General features: G+C 48.9%; 20 protein-coding genes. 10 read left to right on the forward strand and 10 right to left on the reverse strand.

All coding sequences use genetic code 11. The features are described 5' to 3' along the window. Positions 1-2: 2 nt before the first annotated feature. The 3 genes from RIG61_01175 to RIG61_01185 all read right to left on the reverse strand — a co-directional run bounded on the left by RIG61_01175 (position 3) and on the right by RIG61_01185 (position 6,875). On the reverse strand, positions 3-3,287 hold the full coding sequence (locus RIG61_01175; GenBank protein ID MEQ9617769.1) for a PDZ domain-containing protein: 3,285 nt from the start codon (positions 3,285-3,287) through the stop codon (positions 3-5). A 236-nt stretch (positions 3,288-3,523) separates the two neighbouring features. Further along, on the reverse strand, positions 3,524-5,608 hold the full coding sequence (locus RIG61_01180) for an amino acid permease (GenBank protein MEQ9617770.1): 2,085 nt from the start codon (positions 5,606-5,608) through the stop codon (positions 3,524-3,526). A gap of 148 nt (positions 5,609-5,756) precedes the next feature. Further along, on the reverse strand, positions 5,757-6,875 hold the full coding sequence (locus RIG61_01185; protein MEQ9617771.1) for a D-alanine--D-alanine ligase family protein: 1,119 nt from the start codon (positions 6,873-6,875) through the stop codon (positions 5,757-5,759). A 173-nt stretch (positions 6,876-7,048) separates the two neighbouring features. Between RIG61_01185 and RIG61_01190 the strand changes: the two genes are divergently transcribed. Further along, positions 7,049-8,242, forward strand: a complete 1,194-nt coding sequence (locus tag RIG61_01190) for an acetyl-CoA C-acetyltransferase (protein ID MEQ9617772.1) — start codon at positions 7,049-7,051, stop codon at positions 8,240-8,242. A gap of 97 nt (positions 8,243-8,339) precedes the next feature. Here the strand turns inward: RIG61_01190 and RIG61_01195 are convergent, their stop codons facing one another. After that, a complete protein-coding gene (locus RIG61_01195) occupies positions 8,340-8,792 on the reverse strand; it encodes a thioesterase family protein (protein ID MEQ9617773.1) in 453 nt (150 codons plus the stop codon). 165 nt (positions 8,793-8,957) lie between these two features. On the opposite strand from RIG61_01195, the gene RIG61_01200 reads away from it, so the two are divergent. Next, positions 8,958-9,512, forward strand: a complete 555-nt coding sequence (locus RIG61_01200) for a hypothetical protein (protein ID MEQ9617774.1) — start codon at positions 8,958-8,960, stop codon at positions 9,510-9,512. A 19-nt stretch (positions 9,513-9,531) separates the two neighbouring features. Here RIG61_01200 and RIG61_01205 read toward each other — a convergent pair whose 3' ends face one another. Further along, complete coding sequence (locus tag RIG61_01205) at positions 9,532-10,581, reverse strand: LLM class flavin-dependent oxidoreductase (protein MEQ9617775.1); 1,050 nt, start codon at positions 10,579-10,581, stop codon at positions 9,532-9,534. Between the two features lie 168 nt (positions 10,582-10,749). On the opposite strand from RIG61_01205, the gene RIG61_01210 reads away from it, so the two are divergent. Further along, the gene (locus RIG61_01210; protein MEQ9617776.1) at positions 10,750-10,989 is read left to right on the forward strand and encodes a DNA-binding protein; all 240 of its coding nucleotides are present in this window, start codon (positions 10,750-10,752) and stop codon (positions 10,987-10,989) included. A gap of 132 nt (positions 10,990-11,121) precedes the next feature. Here RIG61_01210 and RIG61_01215 read toward each other — a convergent pair whose 3' ends face one another. From RIG61_01215 to RIG61_01230, 4 genes are all read right to left on the reverse strand, one after another. Beyond that, a complete protein-coding gene (locus RIG61_01215) occupies positions 11,122-11,526 on the reverse strand; it encodes a hypothetical protein (GenBank protein ID MEQ9617777.1) in 405 nt (134 codons plus the stop codon). Positions 11,527-11,615: 89 nt separating this feature from the next. Beyond that, entirely contained in the window at positions 11,616-11,882 is a 267-nt protein-coding gene (locus RIG61_01220) for a hypothetical protein (GenBank protein ID MEQ9617778.1), read from the reverse strand. 417 nt (positions 11,883-12,299) lie between these two features. Continuing rightward, the gene (gene lysA, locus RIG61_01225) at positions 12,300-13,556 is read right to left on the reverse strand and encodes a diaminopimelate decarboxylase (protein MEQ9617779.1); all 1,257 of its coding nucleotides are present in this window, start codon (positions 13,554-13,556) and stop codon (positions 12,300-12,302) included. Positions 13,557-13,667: 111 nt separating this feature from the next. Next, positions 13,668-14,264 (reverse strand): 2-hydroxychromene-2-carboxylate isomerase, encoded by a 597-nt coding sequence (locus tag RIG61_01230; protein MEQ9617780.1) that lies wholly within the window; start codon positions 14,262-14,264, stop codon positions 13,668-13,670. A 166-nt stretch (positions 14,265-14,430) separates the two neighbouring features. On the opposite strand from RIG61_01230, the gene hemE reads away from it, so the two are divergent. The 4 genes from hemE to RIG61_01250 are packed head-to-tail and all read left to right on the forward strand — an operon-like array spanning position 14,431 to position 18,308. After that, positions 14,431-16,389, forward strand: a complete 1,959-nt coding sequence (hemE, locus tag RIG61_01235; GenBank protein MEQ9617781.1) for a uroporphyrinogen decarboxylase — start codon at positions 14,431-14,433, stop codon at positions 16,387-16,389. Positions 16,390-16,421: 32 nt separating this feature from the next. Next, entirely contained in the window at positions 16,422-17,354 is a 933-nt protein-coding gene (hemH, locus tag RIG61_01240) for a ferrochelatase (protein ID MEQ9617782.1), read from the forward strand. 16 nt (positions 17,355-17,370) lie between these two features. After that, on the forward strand, positions 17,371-17,844 hold the full coding sequence (locus tag RIG61_01245; GenBank protein MEQ9617783.1) for an SRPBCC family protein: 474 nt from the start codon (positions 17,371-17,373) through the stop codon (positions 17,842-17,844). A gap of 29 nt (positions 17,845-17,873) precedes the next feature. After that, positions 17,874-18,308, forward strand: a complete 435-nt coding sequence (locus RIG61_01250) for a secondary thiamine-phosphate synthase enzyme YjbQ (GenBank protein ID MEQ9617784.1) — start codon at positions 17,874-17,876, stop codon at positions 18,306-18,308. A gap of 278 nt (positions 18,309-18,586) precedes the next feature. Here the strand turns inward: RIG61_01250 and RIG61_01255 are convergent, their stop codons facing one another. Continuing rightward, positions 18,587-18,931 (reverse strand): spore germination protein GerW family protein, encoded by a 345-nt coding sequence (locus tag RIG61_01255; GenBank protein MEQ9617785.1) that lies wholly within the window; start codon positions 18,929-18,931, stop codon positions 18,587-18,589. Positions 18,932-19,162: 231 nt separating this feature from the next. Here RIG61_01255 and RIG61_01260 point away from each other — a divergent pair, with 231 nt between their 5' ends. The 3 genes from RIG61_01260 (at position 19,163) to RIG61_01270 (ending at position 21,644) form a co-directional block, all read left to right on the forward strand. Beyond that, positions 19,163-20,383: an alpha/beta hydrolase gene (locus RIG61_01260; protein MEQ9617786.1), complete on the forward strand. Its 1,221-nt coding sequence runs from the start codon at positions 19,163-19,165 to the stop codon at positions 20,381-20,383. Between the two features lie 72 nt (positions 20,384-20,455). Continuing rightward, positions 20,456-21,301 carry a DUF1460 domain-containing protein gene (locus RIG61_01265; protein MEQ9617787.1) on the forward strand — a complete coding sequence of 282 codons (846 nt, stop codon included), beginning with the start codon at positions 20,456-20,458 and terminating at the stop codon, positions 21,299-21,301. Positions 21,302-21,311: 10 nt separating this feature from the next. Beyond that, positions 21,312-21,644, forward strand: a complete 333-nt coding sequence (locus RIG61_01270; GenBank protein ID MEQ9617788.1) for a hypothetical protein — start codon at positions 21,312-21,314, stop codon at positions 21,642-21,644. Positions 21,645-21,693 lie beyond the last annotated feature (49 nt).

Here is a 21,693-nt window from a genome sequence, read left to right on the forward strand (position 1 = left end):
AATTAGTCCGATCCGGATCTGTCTTCGTAGACAGGTCTCTCGGGTTTTACCCGAGGATTCTTTTCCAGAAGATCGAGAATGATTTCAACAGCCCTGTCCAACTGAGGGTCATCCGTTTCGTTAAGGTTCCCGGGAAGGTCATCGACTTCGTAGTCGGGATCGACACCGTATCCCTCTACCTCCCATTTACCGTCCGAATTCCAGAAAGCGTAAGTAGGCGCCGTGACAAATCCGCCGTCTATTAAGCCCGGATTACCCCCTATACCGATGAGTCCGCCCATTGTACGCGTCCCGACCAGTGGACCGAGTCCCGCTTTTTTAAAATAATATGGAAGGGCGTCGCCTCCCGACCCGGCCCATCCGTTTATAATCATAGCCTTCGGGCCGGTGTGAGAACGTGTCGGAGTTCTCCAGTCCTTAAAATCCCGCACCGCCCAATAGTTAAGGGTCGGCCGATCGAGAAACTCGATAAAGCGGTCCGGCACCTGCCCTCCGCCGTTAAATCTCTCGTCAATTATGAGCGCCTCCTTACCGGCCTGCGGCGTAAGTTGACGAACAAGCTCGTTCTGCCCCTGCCAAGCGGTATCCGGCAGATATATGTATCCCACTTTACCGCCGGTCATCTCCTCAACCCTTTTGCGGTTATTTTCAATCCAGTCAAGATAACGGAGCTTCTTATCCTCGCCGCTCGATATGAGCTTCACGGTTATCTGCCGGGGATTTTTCGAGTCGGGTTCGGAACCGAGTGTTAACGTCACCGTTTCTCCCTCAAGACCCTGAAACGCTTTCCAGGGGTCGGCAGACGCATCCAGATTGTTTCCGTTTACAGCCACCAGATATTCTCCTTCTTTTACTTTTACTCCCGGCTGCCCGAGCGGAGAATAGACATCGGCGCTCAACTCCCCGCCTTTATATATCCTTTTAATTCTGTAGGCCTCCCTCTTCTCGTCCAATTCCAGATCCGCGCCCAAAAGGCCGACAGAAACCCTCTCCGCCTCCTCAATGTCACCTCCGCTCACATAGGTGTGAGAAGAATTTAGCTCCCCCATCATCTCGCTTATTACATAGTTTAAGTCATCGCGACTGACAACGAAGGGGAGTAATTTTTCATATCTCTCCTTCACCCCCTGCCAGTCAACCCCGTGCATGTTGGGATCGTAGAAAAAGTCCCGCTGAATACGCCACGCATCGTTGAAAATCTGCCGCCACTCCTCGCGGGGGTCGATGAAAAACTTCATTCCCGATAAGTTGATTTGACCCTCCCCCGGTTTTTTACCTTCCGCAAGACCGATTATTCCGAATTTATCCCCCGACCTGTAAATAACCTTTTCGCCGCTTGAGGAAACTGCGTAATCACTTATCTTGGGGATAACCGTTTTTTCTCTCCTGTCTTGCAAATCGAAATACTGAAGCGTTCCGCCGGGCCCATTATGATTTTCCACCCCTGCCGGGGGAAAACGCAAATAAACAATTTTACCTTTTACCGAACTCAGCGACCCGAAATTCCCGGCGCCAACGGGGATTTTTACGGCCCGCTCTTCTATTCCTTCGAAGTCGATTTCAACTTTACCGCCCTTATTTTTATTATTGTCGCCATTTGAGATTTTTCCGGAATTATCCGAAACGTACTCTTCTTCATCTCGGGGCGCCAGAGGAGACATTATGTCTTTCCTGAGAGTAATTGCGTAAATCTGTGTCGAGTTAGGGTATATCCACGTGTCGTCCATATCGCCGTAAACCGGCTTGAAGCTCGTATCGGAATAGTAGTATAAATACCTGCCCTCGGGATCGAATACGGGGGAGTTGTGGTTGTAGAAATCGGTTGTGACCTTGTGAGTATTTTTGGTGTCCGCACCGTAGAGGAAAACGGATTTAAGACCGTTGGGCATTTTCTTTGTATATGCTACCCATCTGCTGTCAGGAGACCACGAATAGAAGTCGATTTTATCATGATCGTCTTTATCCACAAACTCCGGAACTCCCTTGTCGATATCCACAATGTAGAGGCTCCCGGCCTTATCGCTGAAAGCAATTTTCCTGCTATCCGGGGACCACAGAGGCTTGTAGCGAAAGCTGCCGCCGTCCGTTGTAATTCTGGTCTCCTCTCCCTCACCGTTGCTGAGTCTCAAATAAAGCTCATACTCTCCGGATTTATCGGAAAGATACGCAATATACTTACCGTCATTCGACCAGACGGGAAAACGCTCCGCAACACCGGAGGTTTCCGTCAGATTACGGACGGCTCCCTCTCCGGCGGGTACGGTGACAACCTCACCGCGAGCTTCAAACAATGCCCTCTTGCCCGTGGGTGAGACGGAAAAATTTTCGATATATCTCGACAGATCCTTCAGGCGTGGCCTGACCTCGGGCAAATCATACGGAGCCTGAACGGAAACCTCGCTTATGCTTTCATCGGCCAGGTGGAGCAGAAAGAGCTTCCCCCCGTTCTCGAAAACAATATCCTTCGGCCCGAGACTCGACCATCTTATGTCGTAATCCGTGAAAGTGGTTATCTGCTTTGTTTCTTCGGTCTCGAGATCATGAACCCACAGGTTGAGCCTGTGCGCTTTCCCCTGGTCTGAGAGAAAATATATTTTGTTACCGTGCCACATAGGCAGAAAGTCCGTCCCTTCGTATGATGTAAGCCTCTTTACAGACTTGTCGTCGAATTTATATATCCATATATCGCTCGCCATTCCGCCCTTATAGCGCTTCCATACTCCCCTCATCGGAGAGTAATAATCGAATGCCATCTGACCGCCGTCCGGACTGAAGCTCCCGAACTCGCCGTACGGAAGAGGAAGAACTTCCGGCATACCCCCATTTACAGCCTGGCTGAAAAAACGGTTGAAACGGTTAGAAGGACTCAGCATATTGGACCGGAACAGTATATGATCTCCGTCCGGGTGCCAGTCCACGACAAGGTCGTCATCCGGGTGGTGGGTCAGTCTTGAAGGAATCCCGCCTTCAGCCGAAATCACATACACATCGGTATTACCGTCGTAATTTCCGCTGAAGGCTATCCTGCCGCCGTCCGGTGAGAATTTAGGGAATTGCTCGCTTCCGCGGGAGGAAGTTAACTTTCTCGCGACACCGCCTTCCCTCGGGACTATCCAGAGGTCCCCCGCATAGACGAAAACGATCTCGTCCGCGCTTACATCGGGGAAGCGAAGCATGAGAGCGTCCGGGTCGCTCTTCACGTCTTTCGCAGGATTATTCGTCCATGAATATGCAAAAGTGCATGCCGTGAGCAGGTAAAAAATAAGGGCCAGCAAAGATATTTTCATACTATTTCCTCTACAATACGATAAGACAAATGATTTAGAGTCTTCAAATTTTATAATCCAGAAACCACGGCAAGACCACTTATTAAATTCTAATTCCGCCTATTATAAAATATACCCTAATTCTTGATTTTGGTTCGCAAACGATCGAAAGCCGCAGGCTGCTTTGGGGAGTAAAAATGAGAATAGCAGTCAGGGGATGAAAAAGTTGTTGCCGCCCTTTCCGATTGAGAATTTCCCTAACCTATATACCTTTTGTGAAACTCTCTCATGCTTGAAGGCTCGCCTATCACGGTAATCCGGTCGTTTTCCTCAAGCACCGTATTCCCGCGCGGGATTATTATCTCCTCACCGCGTCGAATAAGGGCTATCAAACTGCCCTCAGGCATTTTAAGTTCCTTTAGCTGCCTGCCAATAAGGGATTCAGTGGGTGAGTCCTTATGTACATATATAGAGTGAAACCTCTCGTCATGGAGTATGGCCTCCTTAAGCTGCTGTTCATCCTCGGCCATCTCCCACTCATTAGCAAAATCCTCGTTCTCCACATGGCGCGCGATCTGAGCCAGCATCCTCAGATGCTGAGACGGATTATCGAGCGGACTTGCCAGGAAAAATATCGCGCGAAGTGTTTGCTCCTCATCCTGATCGGTGACGGGATTCCTGAATTTGATGTAGATTCCGGGCTTCGAACGCACCATTACCATCTCCATTTGAGCCAGCCCTTCAAGACGCAGATGCGGTAGAGCGACTTCATGCGAAACAGGCGTAGCACCCACCAATGTGCCTTCCATAAACCTTTTTCTAAGACTATCGGACGATTCTTTGGCCAGCTCGGAGAATATTACGCTCGCCTGCTCCACCACCTCGTCAAATTCCATCCGCCTGTTGATATCGATAACATAACTCCTCGCCACGAGCTCATCGAACGGGTCTTCCTTGCGGAGCTCTTTCTCTTTCAATATCCCTCTGAGCTCCCTGTCGAGCCCCTCATACCTGGACCTGCCGAGCGTCTCGAACATATGATATATCGCGCCGCTCCTGACAACTTTATTCTTGACATAGAACTTATACCAAACCACTCCCACGAGAACCATCGCTATCGTGGCGATCTTTATCCATCCCCCCATATTAACGAGAAGCCACAGGCTTCCCAGAATGCCGAATATCTGCATCCACGGATAGAGCGGTGAACGGTAGCTTGGATCGTAGGATTCGATTTTACTCTCTCTCATCACTATTACGGCGACACAGACTAGAGTAAACATCAGTATCTGAAAGGCGCTCGCAATTTTTACGATCTTTGATGTATCCAGGAGGAGAAGAATAGCTACAATTGTGCCGACGGTTACGATTATGGAGTAGAAGGGTATGCCATTGTTGCCGAGTTTTTGTAAAAATCCCGGCATCATGAGATCGCGGCTCATGGCGAGCGGATAACGGGACGCACTCATCGTGCCCGAATTCGCGACGGAGATGAACCCCAGAAGCGCTGCTACGGACACCGCTACGATGCCTACCTTGCCGAATATCACGCCCCCGAGTGTGGCTACCGGAGAGAGGTCGCCCGCGAGCCTGTCCATAGGCACAACTCCCACCATAATAGCCGCTCCTAGAACGTAGAGAATTATCGCGGTTAGAAGAGCCAGGAAAATTCCGAGCGGCAGATTGCGTTCCGGGTTCACCACTTCTTCAGAAAGGCTCGTTACCTTTGTAATTCCGCCGTAACTTATATACACGAAGGCCGCCGTCGCAAGAACCCCCGTCAGACCCGAGTCAAAGAAGCCGTCAAAGTGGGACAATTTGACTTCCGGAACCCCCGCGCCGAGAAAGACAATGAGGAATACCAGTATTAAAAGGACCACAATGACTTGAAATCCCCCGCTTATTTTGGCGCCTATAAGATTGAGCACCCCCAGAGCCAGTGCAATGCCGATCGCTACAGGGGTGATAGGGAGGTCGGGAATGAAAAGCCCTACATAAACTCCCATGCCGATCAATGCGAAAGCTACCTTCAACACAAGAGCCAACCAGTTACCCAGGCCTCCTACCGTACCGAAGAGAGGACCCATTGACCTGTCCAGGAAGTAGTATTCTCCCCCCGCCTTGGGCATGGCCGTAGTCAACTCCACTATGCTGAATGTAGCGGGAATGATAGGAAGCGCCGCCACCAGATAGGCCAGTACTATAGCCGGTCCTGCCATAACGGCCGCGAGACCCGGAAGGAGAAAAAACCCGGCGCTGAGCGTAGTACCCGTAGCGAGCGCATACACATCGAGAAGCTTGAGCTCTTTCTTGAGGCTTTCCGGTTTCTTAGGTGAATTCATATTGAGACCCAGGGATACTAACCCGTCAAAAAAGCACGGTAATCCCGTTTGATATGTCGTATGCAATAATTAAATCTAAACAGATGTTGAAATAAAAGTCCGATCAACCAAGTCGATAGACTACTCGGTTACAATACAAGAATTGATTTTATAGGGGTTTTTGGCTTTCCGCAATATCCGATTCCAGACTGTTCTTGAGTTCACTCGTCTCAAGTGCAAGCTCTATCAGTCTGGATACGAGATCGGGATATTCCATTCCGCTCAGACCCCACAGCCTGGGATACATGCTTATCTGTGTAAATCCGGGCATGGTATTGATTTCACTTATATATATTTCGTTGGTCTCGCCGTTTATAAGAAAATCCACCCTGCCCAGACCGCGGCAGTCAAGCGCCTTAAATGTTTTCACCGCGTAATCTCTAAGCCTTTCCGTTGTTCCCTCATCCAGCTCAGCGGGGGCAATAAGCCCCGTCCCCTGCTCAAGATATTTTGCCCTGTAATCGTAAAATTCCCTGTGCGGCACCACTTCGCCGGGGCATGATGCTATCGGATTCTCATTCCCGAGCACACTAATTTCAATCTCCCTGGGCTTTGGAACCGCCTTCTCCACGAGCACCCTGCTGGAGAACCGGCAGGAGAAATCAACGGCTTTATCGAGTTCTCCGGGAGAGTTAACTTTAGTAATACCCACGCTTGAGCCCAGATCCGCCGACTTTGTGAAACACGGCACTCCTATCTCCTGCAAAATCCTGTTTCTTAAGATATCCCTGCCGGATTTCCATTCGTGCTTGTAAAATCCCGTATAACTCACTACAGGGAGACCCGAATCCTTAAGCACGGCCTTCATGATAATTTTGTCCATTCCCACGGAAGACCCGAGCACCGAAGCCCCTACATACGGTACACCCATAAGCTCGAACATGCCCTGTACCGCTCCGTCTTCACCATGCGTCCCGTGAAGCACTGGGAAAATGACGTCGACCCTGTGCGCGGAACGCAATTCCCCGCCGAATATCTCATAAAACTCGTGATTCTCCGGGTTAAGAGAAGGGGCTAAAAAGGAGCTATCCGAGACTTCAAGCTCTCCGTCCTTTAACCATGCGGCAATTGACGCTCTGCGCCATATTCCGCTCTTGTCGATGAATATGGGAAATACTTCGAATTTTTCCGGGTTTACGTGCTTTATTATTGACTTCGCGGAGAGGAGAGAAATCTCATGCTCCACCGATCTGCCGCCGAAAATAACTCCTACCGTTAATCTGGGCAACGCGCTTAATTCTCCCCGTAAGATATAGAGCCAAGAAATAAAACGTACTTAACGGGATAACCAAACCCCGCACCATTGTCAAGACGAGTCACGGCAAACTTGCATATATAAAGTCTTAATGTAAAATCCACAAACAGCTTTATCACACAATTAATAATCAGGAGGCTAGAACTATGCAGAAGGTCGTAATTAGCGAACCGCTAAGAACTGCAATTGGGGCTTTTGGCGGCACATTAAAAGATACCAGTCCGACCCAGCTCGGTTCCACCGTTGTGAAGGAGATACTGGACCGGACCGGGGTGGACCCGAAAGAAATAGATGACTGTATTATGGGGAATATTCTCAGCGCCGGTCAGGGTATGAATATTTCGAGACAGGTAGCGCTCGGCGCGGGGCTCCCTATCGAAACCCCGGCACTTACCGTTAACAGGGTATGCGGATCGGGGATACAGACCATAGTACTCGGCGCGCAGGCTATAAAGGCCGGGGATGCGGACGCAATAATCGCCGGAGGGACAGAGAACATGAACCAGGCTCCCTTCTATCTGCAAAAAGCCCGTTACGGATACAGAATGGGAATGCCCAAGGACGAAATTGTTGACGGCATGGTTTACGACGGTCTCTGGGACATTTTTAACGACTACCATATGGGTGTTACGGCCGAGAACCTTGCCGAAGCATATAATATATCCAAGGAAGAACAGGACGAATTCGCATATAAGAGCCAGATGAAGTGTAAAGAAGCGATGGACAGTGACAGATTCCAGGACGAAATCGTTCCGGTTATGATCCCCCAGAGAAGGGCCGACCCTGTTTCTTTCCAAAAGGATGAGCACCCGAAAGGGGATACAACAATGGAAGGGCTTCAGAGATTAAGAGCCGTATTCAAAGTGGGCGGAACGGTTAGCGCCGGAAACGCATCGGGCATTAACGACGGCGCCGCGGCTGTTCTGATTACTTCCGAGAAAAAGGCAAAGGAACTCGGACTCAAACCGGTTGCTTCGATAGTATCCTACGCCGTAGCGGGCGTCGACCCATCTATTATGGGTATCGGCCCGGTTCCCGCGATTCAGAAGGCGCTCGATAAAGCCAAGCTCTCTATAGACGATATAGATCTTTTCGAGCTCAACGAGGCGTTTGCAGCTCAGTCGCTTGCGGTACTGAGGGATTTACCCGTACCGGAAGACAAGATAAACGTAAACGGCGGGGCAATCGCGCTCGGTCACCCGATTGGGGCTTCCGGAACCAGAATCCTGGTCACGCTGCTACACGAAATGAAGAAGAGAAAGAAAGCGAAACGCGGTCTTGCGGCCCTTTGTATCGGCGGCGGAATGGGTATCGCTATGATTGTAGAGAAAGAAAAGTAAGATTAGATTTCCAATTAGTAAGCAAAAAGAGGGGAGTCGCCCTCCCCTCTTTTTCTTAACCCGATTTCAAGTCCGTATATTCAGTTTACGATAGAATTTATGACTGGATTTCTATCATATATTTCTCAGGCTCGAATAACTCCCTGAACCTCCCGGGCACGGGAGCGACCTTCCGCTCTTCGTAGTTCATGAACACGATCCCCGTCTTGGCGAGAGCCACCTCCCTTTCCGTCTCTTTCTCCTTGAGCCTGTACACCAAATCGCAGCCGTACTTCGTAAAATCACAAACGGCTATCTCAATGATTATAATCTCGCCGTAGAAGCTCTCCGACTTATATACTACGGCGACGTCCGACATTACTATCCCCGGCCCGTCAACGTCGAGCTCCGAGAACCCGTAGTCGTAAAAAAACCTTACCCTGGCCTCATGCGTTAACGAGAGGATTGAATCATGCCCCAGGTGCCCGCCGTAGTTGATATCGCTTATTCTCAGATTGATTTCGGTTGAGAATATAAAACTTTCCGGAAACTCCATTTTTATCCTGGCCATATATTCACCCTCTTCATTTTTCAGTGTATTATCCAAGCCCCGCACCATTGTCTGTGGATAGCTATCTGTCATGCTCTCGATGACATTTTATTTCAGGTTGACATCCGGCAGGCTCATTTGCTAAATTTGTATTATACTTAATCTACACGACGAGGTGAAAATAGCATGGTGGACATAAGGAAAATCAAAACCTCTTCCATTAAATCATTCTTCAGCAACCTGGTACATACGTGTTTCCTCGATCTCGGAAAGGAAAAAGACAGGGATGCAGCAAAATATCTCACTGAAATGCTGACCGAATTCGCCCGCACCGAAAGTCTTTACAAATTGAGCGATTCAGAGGGCAAGCGTATCCATACTATTGTAGAAATGCTTCTGGAGAGCAAAAAAACTCCGGTCGAAGATAACGATTACGAAAGAGAAGTAAGAAAGTACGTCGGAGACTTTACCCTTTTTATGAGCGGCGTTTTCAGGGATTACGTTAACAGCGGCTCATACCTGCAGTACTATTTGAACGAGGGGATGAAGTCCTATTTCCTGGTATCCAGGCTCGACCTTGAAATGGGAAAGGGTAATCCCATCATGTTTAGTAAGCTGTCACGTGAATTTGAATTCTATTCAGGGGCTCTTGACTATATGCGCAAGGTTTATTTCGGGCCTGATCAGAGCGGGAATCCGTTCACAAACCTCGCCTCCCAGATTTCAAAGCTGGAACATTAAACAATTTGCCCGGCCGCTCTTACCCGCTAAAGCGAGGCAGTATTTCCTCTGACAGTACTTTTAGCGATTTTTCCCTGTCCGGGCTGAAATCCCTCAGAATGAAATGATCGACACCCGCGTTTATATACTCCTCAAGCCTATTTATCACATCGTTCTTCGAGCCCGCGATTACGAAATCTAGCAGGATCTCACGTGAATAGTACTTTTCGCCCATTTCCCTGAACTTTCTGAGCATATCCGCGTCATTGGGCATAATCCTGGTGTACTGAAGTCCCTTGTACTCATCGTCGATTCTGATATCGTAACCCGCCTCGGAAAGAAGCTCGGGCCAGATCAGAGCGTGTTTCACCGGTTCGAGTGACTTATAGGCCTCGTCCTGATTGTCGGCTATAGAAGTAAATATGAAAAGCGTTTTTTCGACCTCGTCCAGATTTTCATCCCTCGCCCCGGCCCCTTCCATTACAGCTCTCGCCTTCTTGGCAAAAAGCCCCGAGGGCATGGCGTTCGTAACCCATCCGTCCCCGTACCTGCCCGCTATATCGAGCGCCCTGGGGCCTGTCGCGGCAACGTATATCGGAATACTCCCGTTATTGACAGGCTCAATTCTAAGCTCCGCCTCTCTCAGGTTATAAATCTCGCCGTCGAAATCAACGGACTCACCTTTCCAGAGCGACCTCATGATCTTTATCGATTCCACAACTCTCGTGAGCGGCTTATCCCACTTAATACCGTAGGGATCCAGATTCATCTTCTCACCGTAGCCGACGCATACGAAAATTCTCCCCCCCGATATGTGATCGATAGTAGCGAGCCTGTGGGCGAAGACGGCCGGGTGCATCCTGTGAGCGTCCCCCACTGTACCCATCCGGATTCTCCCGGTCTTTACCGAGGCGGCGGTAACCACCGACCATACCTCCGGTGTAATCCGTTTTGCCATGAAAACAATATGATCCGGGAACCATACTGTATCGAACCCGGCTTCCTCGGCGTTCTTCGTGAATTTTATGAGTCCTTCCACGGGTTCGCCAGGGACAGGAGCGGTAATTCCAAACTTGATCTTTTTGCCCATTTTAATCCGGCCTCCGACTTGTTAAGTAACCGCCGTTTTGAATACAGTTTTAATTTAACTTTTTTTCTTGATTTTTGTAAATCCAAGGGTTATTATTTCCTACCCTGAAAGCACAAACACTATAAATACCACCCAAGCGAGTGGGAAAGAGGCGGAGGTAGATAGAAAATGGAAAGATTGGAAAAAACGGAAAAAGAGCATGCCAGCAAGCATGTTGACATCGAATCTAAAAGGTTTTTCTTCGACGTCAAGGAAAACCATAAAGGGAAATATCTGAGAATTACGGAGCTAAGCGGCGGCAGATCATGCATCGTAATACCTCTCGGGGGAATCAAGATGTTCAAGGAAAGACTCGGAGAGGTTATTGATGAGGCCGAAAAGCTGATTGAGGCTCCCGAAAGCATGTAGTCATCATCTCGGGGGATGGCGGCTTAAAGTTTTATAATAAGGCAACATAATCGGGTTTCGAATAGTTCCAGAGTCCCGGAGAGCTATTTTTTTCCGAGTTCCGAGAATGGAAGTAAGAGCATAGATTTTTTCTCAAGAGGCGTATTGAGAAATTTGACCGCGCTCGATATCAGTGTCTGATACAAGAACAAGCTCATCCGTGAGCCAGTTAGTAAATTCCCGGTAGGAGCTGAATGAATATTCCATTCCGCCTTCGGTTTCAAGACTGATCAAGGTTATCAAGCTCTCAAGGTCTCTTAGTGCAAATATCGGTTTAATGTCTTTGAATTCCGACTTCCCCCATGATTTGAAGAGGGATTCGTCCCCTCCCCTCACGTTCAGATGACCGCTTGACGTCAGTGTCAGGTAATCTTCCATTTTGCTGAAACGGAAAAACAGTTTCCATAAATTGGTACGCTCTGAAAGAGTTTTTACGATTACCCTGTGATTGTAGCTGTCCCCGGTCTTTAACCTCTCTTCAAACAAATTTTTTTCCATGGCTGTTATCCTCTAAAAATTTCTTTATGATTCCTAAAACCGGGAAGGGAGAATTGTTTGGATTTATCTCCCTTCCAATTTAATGCCTTTTAAATCCTGACGCCGAATACGAATAAGGTGCTCTCTTCATTCTCTGTCTCCTCAGCAGTTTCCAAAGTGCCTACACGGGTATGCGCCTTGACGGGACTGAGGTAGAAGCTCATCGGGCTTGTTTCAATTTCTCCGCCCTTAGTGCCGCTCTTGACTTCACTTATTGACGAAGCGTTTGTGTAAAGGTCCATATGGTTCGCGGGGAACGAGAGAGAGGAAAAACCGAGTGATAAGCCTAATGCCGTGATGGCGACTAACTTCTTCATTTGTCTTACCTCCTTTTAATTTATTTGTTTGGACTTAAGTGCAAAGGGTGTGCCAATTACAATAAATTATGAATGTATTAATGATTACAGTCGGTTATGGGAGGATTGTTAGAAAACCAGGTGTAACGAGATTTCGCGATTATCGAAATCTCGTTATTGAAATTGGCGAAAGATCATTATTTAGTAAAGCCGGACGGAGAGTTTATCGAGCGGATTCAGAGAAAGAGAATACCGAAAGATTGAAGCTGCATTCGTGGGATTGATGGAAAATCAATTCTAACCTAATCGATATTCAACGAAGATTAGTAATGACCGTGAATCTTTTAAAACGTACGATAATATTCTCTATTGATTTTTATTGTTTAAGCCGGTGTTTGTACAAGTCGTCTCATAGCCTAACAAGGTCCCTGCTCCAAATTAGAAATCGGGAACGGTTTCTCCGCTCAGCATCTCGTCATAGGTCTCCCTCTTCCTCACGACCCGGAACTCCTTGCCCTTTACAAGCACCTCGGGAACCCGAGGGCGCGTATTGTAATTAGAGGACATTACGAAACCGTAGGCGCCCGCGCTCAGAACGGTTAAAAGATCGCCGGTTTTTACCTTCGGAAGCTCTCTGTCGAGCGCAAGGAAATCACCCGATTCACATATAGGACCCACAACGTCCACGACTTCCCCCGCCCCGTCCGATTCCCTTACCGTCAGTATCTCGTGGTACGACTCGTAGAAGGCGGGCCTTATCAGGTCATTCATCGCCGCGTCCACTATGACAAACTTCTTTGCCGCGCCTTCTTTTATGTACAAAACCTTCGTGACGAGCATGCCAGCGTTCCCGATAAGGGATCTGCCCGGCTCGAGTACCAGCTTATAGGACTTCCCTCGAAGCACGGCTTTTATGAGATCGGCATATTCTTTCGGGTGAGGCGGCTTTTCGTCCTTTTTATAGCTTATTCCAAGTCCCCCGCCGATATCTATATATTCTATATTTATACCCGCTCCGACCAGATCGTCAGCGAGCTTTACGAGCTTTTTCACGGAATCGGTAAACGGTGTGAGATCGAATATTTGCGAGCCGATGTGGGCGTCAATTGCCACCACGCGGATTCCTTCCATTTTGCTCGCCTTTTTGTATACCTCGATCGCTTTACCTATCTCGATCCCGAACTTGCTTTTCTTAAAGCCGGTAGAAATGTAAGGATGCGTATCGGGGTCTATATCGGGGTTTACGCGGAGAGCGACAGGGGCTTTTTTGCCGAGCTCGATCCCTAACCCGTTGAGAAGTTCGAGCTCCTCCTGAGACTCCACATTGAAAAACAGGATGCCCGCCTCTATGGCCGCTTTCATCTCCTGAGCCGTCTTGCCCACCCCGGAGAATACGACCTTTGACGGATCGCCTCCCGCCCGTTTAACGCGCTCAAGCTCGCCCAGGGAGACTATATCGTACCCCGAGTGGAGGTCGGCGAATGATTTTAATATTCCGAGATTTGAATTCGCTTTTACGGAGTAACATATAAGCGTATCGATATCCGAGAACGCCTCACGGTACTTGACGAAGCTGTCCCTTAAAACCCCGTAGCTGTAAATGTAGCACGGCGTTCCGACCGATTGGGTTATTCTTGATACCGGCACATCCTCGACACAGAATTCACCGTCTTTATACTGATAAGCGCCATGCATTCGAAAACTTCTCCTCTGATAAACGGATGAAATTTACACAATATAACTAAAATGAAAATAGCGAATGATTAGCGTAGAAATATTGGAGGCCTAAATTTTAACTTTAGATATTTATTTTAAGTCGCCCTTAAGATACGCATCTATGTAATCGAGTCTGTCGTTGCCCCAGAACATCTTGTCGTCTATAAAGAAGGTTGGCGCTCCGAAGGCCCCCCGTCGAGCGGCTTTCGATGTCTCTTCCCTGAGGCTGTCTTTTATCTCCTGCTCACCGATTCTGGCTACAAACCAGTCGGGGTCAATCCCGAGAGCTCCGACGGCATCCCTCAAAATATCCTCCCTGCTAAGGTCTTTCCCCTCTGTCCAGTAGAGCCTGAACATCTCGTGGTTGTATACGACAAGTTTTCCCTTTTCGGAAGCCGCAAACGCTCCCCTCATTGACCTCACGCTGTTAAGCGGGAAAAGCTCCGGGAATACGAACTCAATCCCGTAGTACCCGGCGGAGTATTGCGTGTCTTCTCTCACATACGCGATTTTGTTATCAACCTCCGCGGCAGGTTTTATTCCTATCTCGTTAAATAACCCGCCCAATAAAAACGGCTTCCACTCAAGCTTAGCGCCGTTATCCTCACATATCTTCTCTATCCTCCTTGAGGCTATGTAGCTGTAGGGGCTGCTGAAATCATAGTAGAACTCGACTTTCTTTCCCATTTAATCTCTCCATTAACAACAGTGCTTAGAAGGGATTATAAGAAATGCGGGATTTAATGGCAAGCGTGTAAAACGCCCGGATCGGCTAAATTGCTCGCGACAAAGCCGATTGACCCTTTTTCTTCCTGTGCTAAACTCAACTTGTAAAAGGACATAAGCGACCATAATGACGAGTAATTTTACATTTAACGGACTTAGAGTAACTGCGTTTGAGAGCCGAAGGGCAAGGGAAATCGAAAAGCTCATACGGTATCACGGCGGCGTGCCCAGGGTCGCCCCTTCAATGAGGGAAGTACCCCTTTCGGAATCGAAGGAAGCCGTACAGTTCGCCGAAGACCTGTTTGACGGGAAGTTTGACATCGTTATCCTCATGACCGGCGTCGGCACGCGCGCGCTGGCGGAGGCGGTCTCAACAAAACACCCGGTCGAAAAGTTTATTAAGGCGCTCAGGCAAACCACGATAATCGCGCGCGGCCCCAAGCCGGTAGCGGCTCTCCGCGAGATGGGCTTAAAACCCGACATCACAGTCCCCGAACCCAACACATGGCGGGATGTTTTAAGCACTCTCGACGAGCAAATAGAGCTTGTGGGAAAGAAGGTTGCCGTTCAGGAGTACGGAATTTCAAATGACGAATTCCTTAAAGCGCTTCGGGAGCGTGGGGCTCTGGTTACAGCCGTACCTGTTTATAAGTGGGACCTGCCAGAAGATACGGACCCCCTCCGCAAGGCGATACGCTCCATAACGGAGCACAACGAGGACATATCACTCTTCACGAGCTCTCAGCAGATATACCACCTCTTCAAGGTGGCTTCAGAGGAAGGGCTGACCAATCAATTGAAAGAAGGATTCAAAGACGTTGTAATAGGATCGATAGGACCTACTACGACTGAAACACTGACCAGGTTCGGACTTTCGGCGGATTATGAACCGGACAGCCCCAAGATGGGCAACCTGATACGGGAGATGGCAAGGAGCGGAAACGAGCTGCTGAGAAAAAAGAGGACCGCGCATGTAAACGGTGTGGATACCAGCATGTGGCACCGGGTGGAAATGGTCTGGAGTGAGGATAGTGAGCGGAAGAGAAAAGATATCATAGAAAATTCAGTGTTTATGAAAGCCTGTAGAAGGGAGGAGACGGAGTACACCCCTGTCTGGCTAATGCGGCAGGCGGGCAGGTTTATGCGCGAATACAGGGAAATCAGGGCAAAAATATCGTTCCTCGATCTCTGCAAGACCCCTGAGCTTGCGGCTGAGGTAACACTGAGCGCTGTCGACCGCCTGGGAGTGGACGCCGCAATAATCTTCTCCGACATCCTTCTGATTATAGAACCGCTTGGAATCGATCTCGAGTTCTCAAAAGGAGAGGGTCCCAGAATCAGACGTCCCGTACGCTCGGGAAAAGCGATAGACCGCTTGAGGGAATTCGATAGCGAAAGCATGGATTTCGTTTACAACGCGATTGAGCTCACCCGACGCGCGCTTGACCCCGAGAAGGCCCTGATCGGATTCGCAGGCGCTCCCTTTACCGTGGCCTCTTACGCAATCGAGGGAGGCGGCTCCCGTAATTACGAAAACACAAAGGGATTAATATACAAGGACCCCGCAGCGTGGCATGCGCTAATGGAGAAATTAACCGAAGCCATTTCCGCTTATCTCAACCGACAGATAGCGGCCGGAGCGGATGCCGTGCAGCTATTTGACAGCTGGGTGGGATGCCTGTCGCCGGCCGATTACCGCGCCTTCGTTCTGCCCCACATGAAGAAGCTGGTCTCTTCGATAACGGGCGGCGTGCCTGTAATAAACTTCGGCACCGGAACCGCTACACTGCTGGAGTTAATGAAAGAATCGGGATGCTCAGTAATCGGATTTGACTGGAGAGTCGATATCGCAAAGACCTGGGAAAAGATAGGCTACGAGGTTGCCGTTCAGGGCAACCTCGACCCCGTAGCGCTTTTTGCGCCTCCCGCAGAAATACGCAAAAGAGCTAAAGAAGTTCTGGACAAGGTTTCGGGCAGACCCGGACATATCTTCAATCTCGGTCACGGCATACTGCCCCGCACGCCTGTCGATAACGTGCTCGCCCTCATAGACGCGGTTCATGAATACTCGGGCAAAAATAACTGAGTAATCTCACATCAGATTATGGAGAATGACGAATGAAAAATAATATCGACGCCATACTCTTGATAGGATACGGCGGGCCGGAGAAGCCCGAAGATATACGCCCCTTCCTCCAGAACGTCGCCAGGGGAAGACCGATACCTGCAGAAAGGCTTGAAGAAGTAGCCCACCACTACGAGCTTATCGGAGGTAAATCCCCCATTAACGAATACACCTACCGACAGGCGAAGGCACTGGAGGACAAATTGGCGGAGAAGGGGAATAGAATCCCGGTATATGTGGGCATGAGACACTGGCATCCCCTGATACCCGACGCCGTTAAAAAAATGTATGACGATGGGACCAGAAAAGCCCTGGGTGTAATAATGGCCGCTCACCAGAGCGAGGTCAGCTGGGAGAGGTATCAAAATGATGTAAAGCAGGGACTTGCTGAAAAAGGAATAGATATAGAATTCGAATACACCCCTCCCCTCTTTGACCACCCGCTTTTCATAGAGGACTCGGCGGACCGTATCGCCGAGCGCTTCGAGGAAATCCCGCCCGGTGAAAGAGAAGACACCATGATACTCTTCTCAGCGCACAGCATACCGACCCCTATGGCTGAGAGCTCACCATACGTTGAGCAATTAATGACAACAGCCCGCCTGATTGCCGAAAGACTGAACCACACCAAATGGAGACTCGTTTACCAGAGCCGGAGCGGCCGCCCTCAAGACCCGTGGCTCGAGCCCGACATATGCGACGTGACAGGCGAGATCGCGAAAGAGGGGGTCAGATATGTAATAGTGCAGCCCATAGGATTCCTCTGCGACCACGTGGAGGTGCTTTTCGATATCGGTATTGAAGCCATGGAAGCCGCCGAGGAGGCGGGAATAAAGCTGCTCCGGGCCAAAACGGTAAACGACGATCCCAAATTCATTGCGGCAATGGCGGACCTGGTTGAGAAAACCATGAACGGCTCCGAATAAGGTACAGGCAAAATAAATGCCCTCTTACGAATTCGCAACTATCTGGCGTATTAATGCCCCGCTCGAAAGGGTCTGGAATGAAATATATTATTCTGAAAAATGGCCTGAATGGTGGAAGGGCGTTGAAGAGGTCGTCGAGCTTAAAAAAGGCGATGACCTGGGGGTCGGCAGCATACGCAGCTACACATGGAAGAGCAAACTACCCTATAGACTCACTTTTGAAGTAGAAACCGTGCGCGTGGAGCCTATGTCCACAATCGAAGGTGTCGCAAGCGGGGAACTTCGGGGGAGAGGTCTATGGAATATTTCAAGCGAACGCGGAATTACCACTGCGAGATACGATTGGCAGGTTGATACTGTCAAAGAATGGATGAACCTTATTGCGCCTCTGGCGAGACCGCTCTTCAAATGGAACCACGATGTTATAATGGGCTGGGGCGCCCGGGGCTTGAGCGAGAGACTTCGGGCGAGAGTGATTGAAGACAAGTGAAACAGTAAGTATACTCCCCTACTCTTAGAATGGACTGGATACAAAAAGAAATCCATCTGTCTCCGAAAGAACGCGGATTCCACCTCGTCACAGGGGAAATAGTTCAACTGATACCGGAGCTCTCAGAGTTCTCAGTAGGCATAGCGCACATATTCATATGCCATACTTCTGCCTCCCTTACCATCAACGAAAACGCCGACCCCGATGTCAGGGTGGATTTCGAGAGCCACTTCAATAAGTCCGTTCCCGAGAATGCCCCCTACTATGTACATACTCTGGAAGGGCTCGACGATATGCCGGCGCACATAAAGGCATCGCTCATGGGAAGCTCCCTGTCAATACCAATCAAAAACGGCGGATTGAATGTCGGAACCTGGCAGGGAATATACCTCTGCGAGCACCGGAACCGCGGAGGGTCGAGGAAGATAATCGTTACTATTTTCGGGGAGAAAAAAAGCGGCTAATACGTCATACTCAATTTTGTTATAAAAATTGGAGATAAGAGTTTACACTTAGTGTAACAATGCTTATTGGCAGAATTACTATTACCGCATTACCTAAGAAGAGGCCTGTCTAGCTTGCAGGCTTTCTCCAAAAATCAAAGTAAATACACGAGGTGTCCTAATGGCCGAAATTAAACGAAGCAAGACCAGGGTTAAAGAATTCGATAACGTGGAAATGGATTTTGGCTGAGCGCCGACCGGGTTCTACGGCATACTGCGGTGCATCGGTAGGCGAATATTTATCTTCTTCCTATTAAAAATCCCGCAATAAAACCGATAGCGAGGAGCGCAGCCAGTTTCCTCCCACTTGTACATGGAATGAAATGAGTACCCTCTTCGGTCACTTCCATGACACCGATCGGCTTTGCGCGAACTCCGGCCCCGACCCCTCCGCCATCCCTGTCCTTTCCTTCTTTTTTATCTTTCCCTGTTTCCCCGTATCCCGCGCCGAAACCGTAAACGACCTTTGCGACGGGTATGATCGTTTTACCCTGAGCCTCGATCGGCTCGCCGTACACGGCCTTAACACTAGCTCCTGCCTGAAGTCTCTCAATGATAGATTCAAAAAATTCCTTTATGGTCATTCACTGCCCCCTTACCATTTTTCATAAAGATTTATGCGCTAACCAAGCAAATATTTATAACTGTTAATATAATACTACACTGAATATTTTAGTAACAAATACGTATCATATAAATCAGGAAAGGAGAATCCCGGGAATTTGTTTCGACCTGTTGTTAAGGTACCCGCAAAACATTATATTTAATTCAGTCTCAGAGTAAAAAAACTGAATATATTATCTTTCGGAGTGACTATGGCTGAAATCACACGCAGCAAGACCAGGGTTAAGGGATTCGAAAACGAAGAGATGGATTTCCAGCTGATACGGCAGCTGGGCTCGGCGGCGTTCGGGGGCTCATCCGTGGGCGAGTGTCTTTCCGCAGCTTCGCGTATAAAGGACGGCGACCCCCAAAGCTGGGTGGAGGAGTTTACGAAGCTTGCGGAATGGCAGCAGAGTGACGCGCACAGACGCGCCCTAAAAGGACATACCGTAAGCGCCCGCGAGCAGTTTTTCAAGGCGTGCAACTCATTCCGCGCCGCCGAGTACTACACCAGCTGCCTCGACCCGAAACACAGGGAGCTGGGTCAAAAATCACGCTACTGCTTCGAAGAGGCTATGAAATACGTATGGCATACCTTTGAGCCAACAATGATACCGTACAAAAATATCGAGATCCCGGTTTACATTATGACGCCCCATCCGGAAGCTCAGAAGAGAAAAACTCTCCTCATAGTGAGCGGTTTCGACGGCACGCTCGAGGAGGAGTACCTGATGCGCGGGTTCGCCGCTCTTGAACGGGGCTATAACGTCGTCCATTACGCGGGTCCCGGTCAGATGGACCTCTTCCGGTTTTACTCTAATACGCACTTCGAGCCGGATTTTGAAAGCCCTACCGGTGCCGTAATCGACTCTATTATAGAGCGCCCGGAAGTGGACCCTAAGAGGATCGCTCTCATGGGCATAAGCCTGGGGGGGTATTTCTCCACACGGTCTGCCGCTCATGAAGAAAGAATAAAGGCTCTGATAGCGAATTCGCCTATACTGAACCTCCACGACTATCTGAGCGCATTCACCGATACTGACCCCGCCGAGATGCCCGACGAAATGAACTTCACTATCGAAGAAATACCGGAAATCCCGGATGACGTATTCCCCCCAGAGGATAAGGCCAGGTCGGAGAACCTAATGGTGCGTTTCGGACAAAATTCGTTCAGGGACACATTTATTTACTTAACGGATTTTGTCGTGGGCGACGCGGTGTCAAATATCAGGTGCCCTTCACTCGCTCTAGTAGGCGAGGGTGAGGGCGGGGAGCCCGAAAAGCAGTTCAACGAATTCGCCGGGAAGGTTTCAGGCCCGGTTACGAAACACCGATTTACGGAATTTGAAGGGGCCGACACGCACTGTCAGGTGGGAAACCCCGCATACTCAGCCGCGGTTGCGCTCGATTGGCTGGACGACATATTCGACTGATTATTGGGTCTCTATAAAATTAAATTTTACAGATACGCGGGTAAACTAAATAGGAAACCAGCGGAGCTATTGATGAGTCGGACGAAAAACAAAACAATCATGAGCCTAACTCTATTTATAATAGCGGCGGTACTACTGTGCTCTCTCTCTATTAACGCCGGAAATGCCCGCGCCGGATCGGGTACGGACGAACCGGAGATAATAAAGCTGGGAAACTGGACAGAGGCTGACCTCGACAAAGTAATGAAAGATTCATCGGAATCGGGCAGCACGGGAAAGCAGATTGATTTTATATCGGAGAAATTTCTCGATACGCCTTACAAAGACTCTACCCTTACGGGGGATTTGAACACGCAAGAGGTATTCACAATCGATCTCGAAGGTATGGACTGCTTTACATACATCGATTACGTTGAAGCGATGAGGCTCTCCGAGTCATTTCCCCAATTCGAGGAAGAGCTCAAAAAGGTCAGGTACAAGAAAGGCAACATAAATTTTCAAGACAGAAACCATTTTTTTTCTGACTGGACGGTTTACAACAAAAATTATGTGAGGGACTTAACTAGAGAGATAGGCGGAGAAAAAACGAGAGAGCTCTTAAAAAATCTAAACCGGAAAAAAGACGGCACAGTTTTTCTGCCCGGAATCCCTGTCACGGAAAGGACTATATACTACATCCCCTCCGCAGAAATCGATAAAACGGTAACCGACAAGCTGAATACCGGCGACTATGTCGGCATATATACCGATATCGAAGGCCTGGACGTATCCCATACCGGCATAATAATTAAGAAAGAAGGCGGGATTTTTCTGCGACACGCGTCTTCCAGGGAAAACAATAAAAAAGTAGTGGATGAAGACCTGATCGAATATATTCAGAATAAACCGGGATTGGTTATATACAGACCCGTCAACTGAAGAGAAATTGATGATACTTGAACGTATTAAACCCGAACTGGACACACCCGAAAAAATAAGAAACGCATATTCTATATTTTCCTCCTGGCTGTTTTCAAATTTCATATTCTTCTTCGTAATCTTTTACGCCTTATACCTATCCTACCGCCTGGGGAGCTACGCAGGATCGTACTCTTTATTAATTATCGTTATAGCCGCGATGGCGTTTCTCTATTTCATGAGAAAAATATTCCACAGCCTCTTGAAGGGCCAGTCCGTAAGACTAAACCACATCGTTTTCTATGTGCTGATTTTGATGAACACTATACTTTTAGTATGGATACTGCGTATGGCGACCTCATAATAAATGAGCAGAAAATCTTAGCTGCCATGAAACTGGTTTTCCAGCAAAC

Source organism: Deltaproteobacteria bacterium, assembly GCA_040223695.1.
In the GTDB taxonomy this organism is placed as follows: Bacteria; Desulfobacterota_D; UBA1144; order Nemesobacterales; family UBA2774; genus JAVKFU01.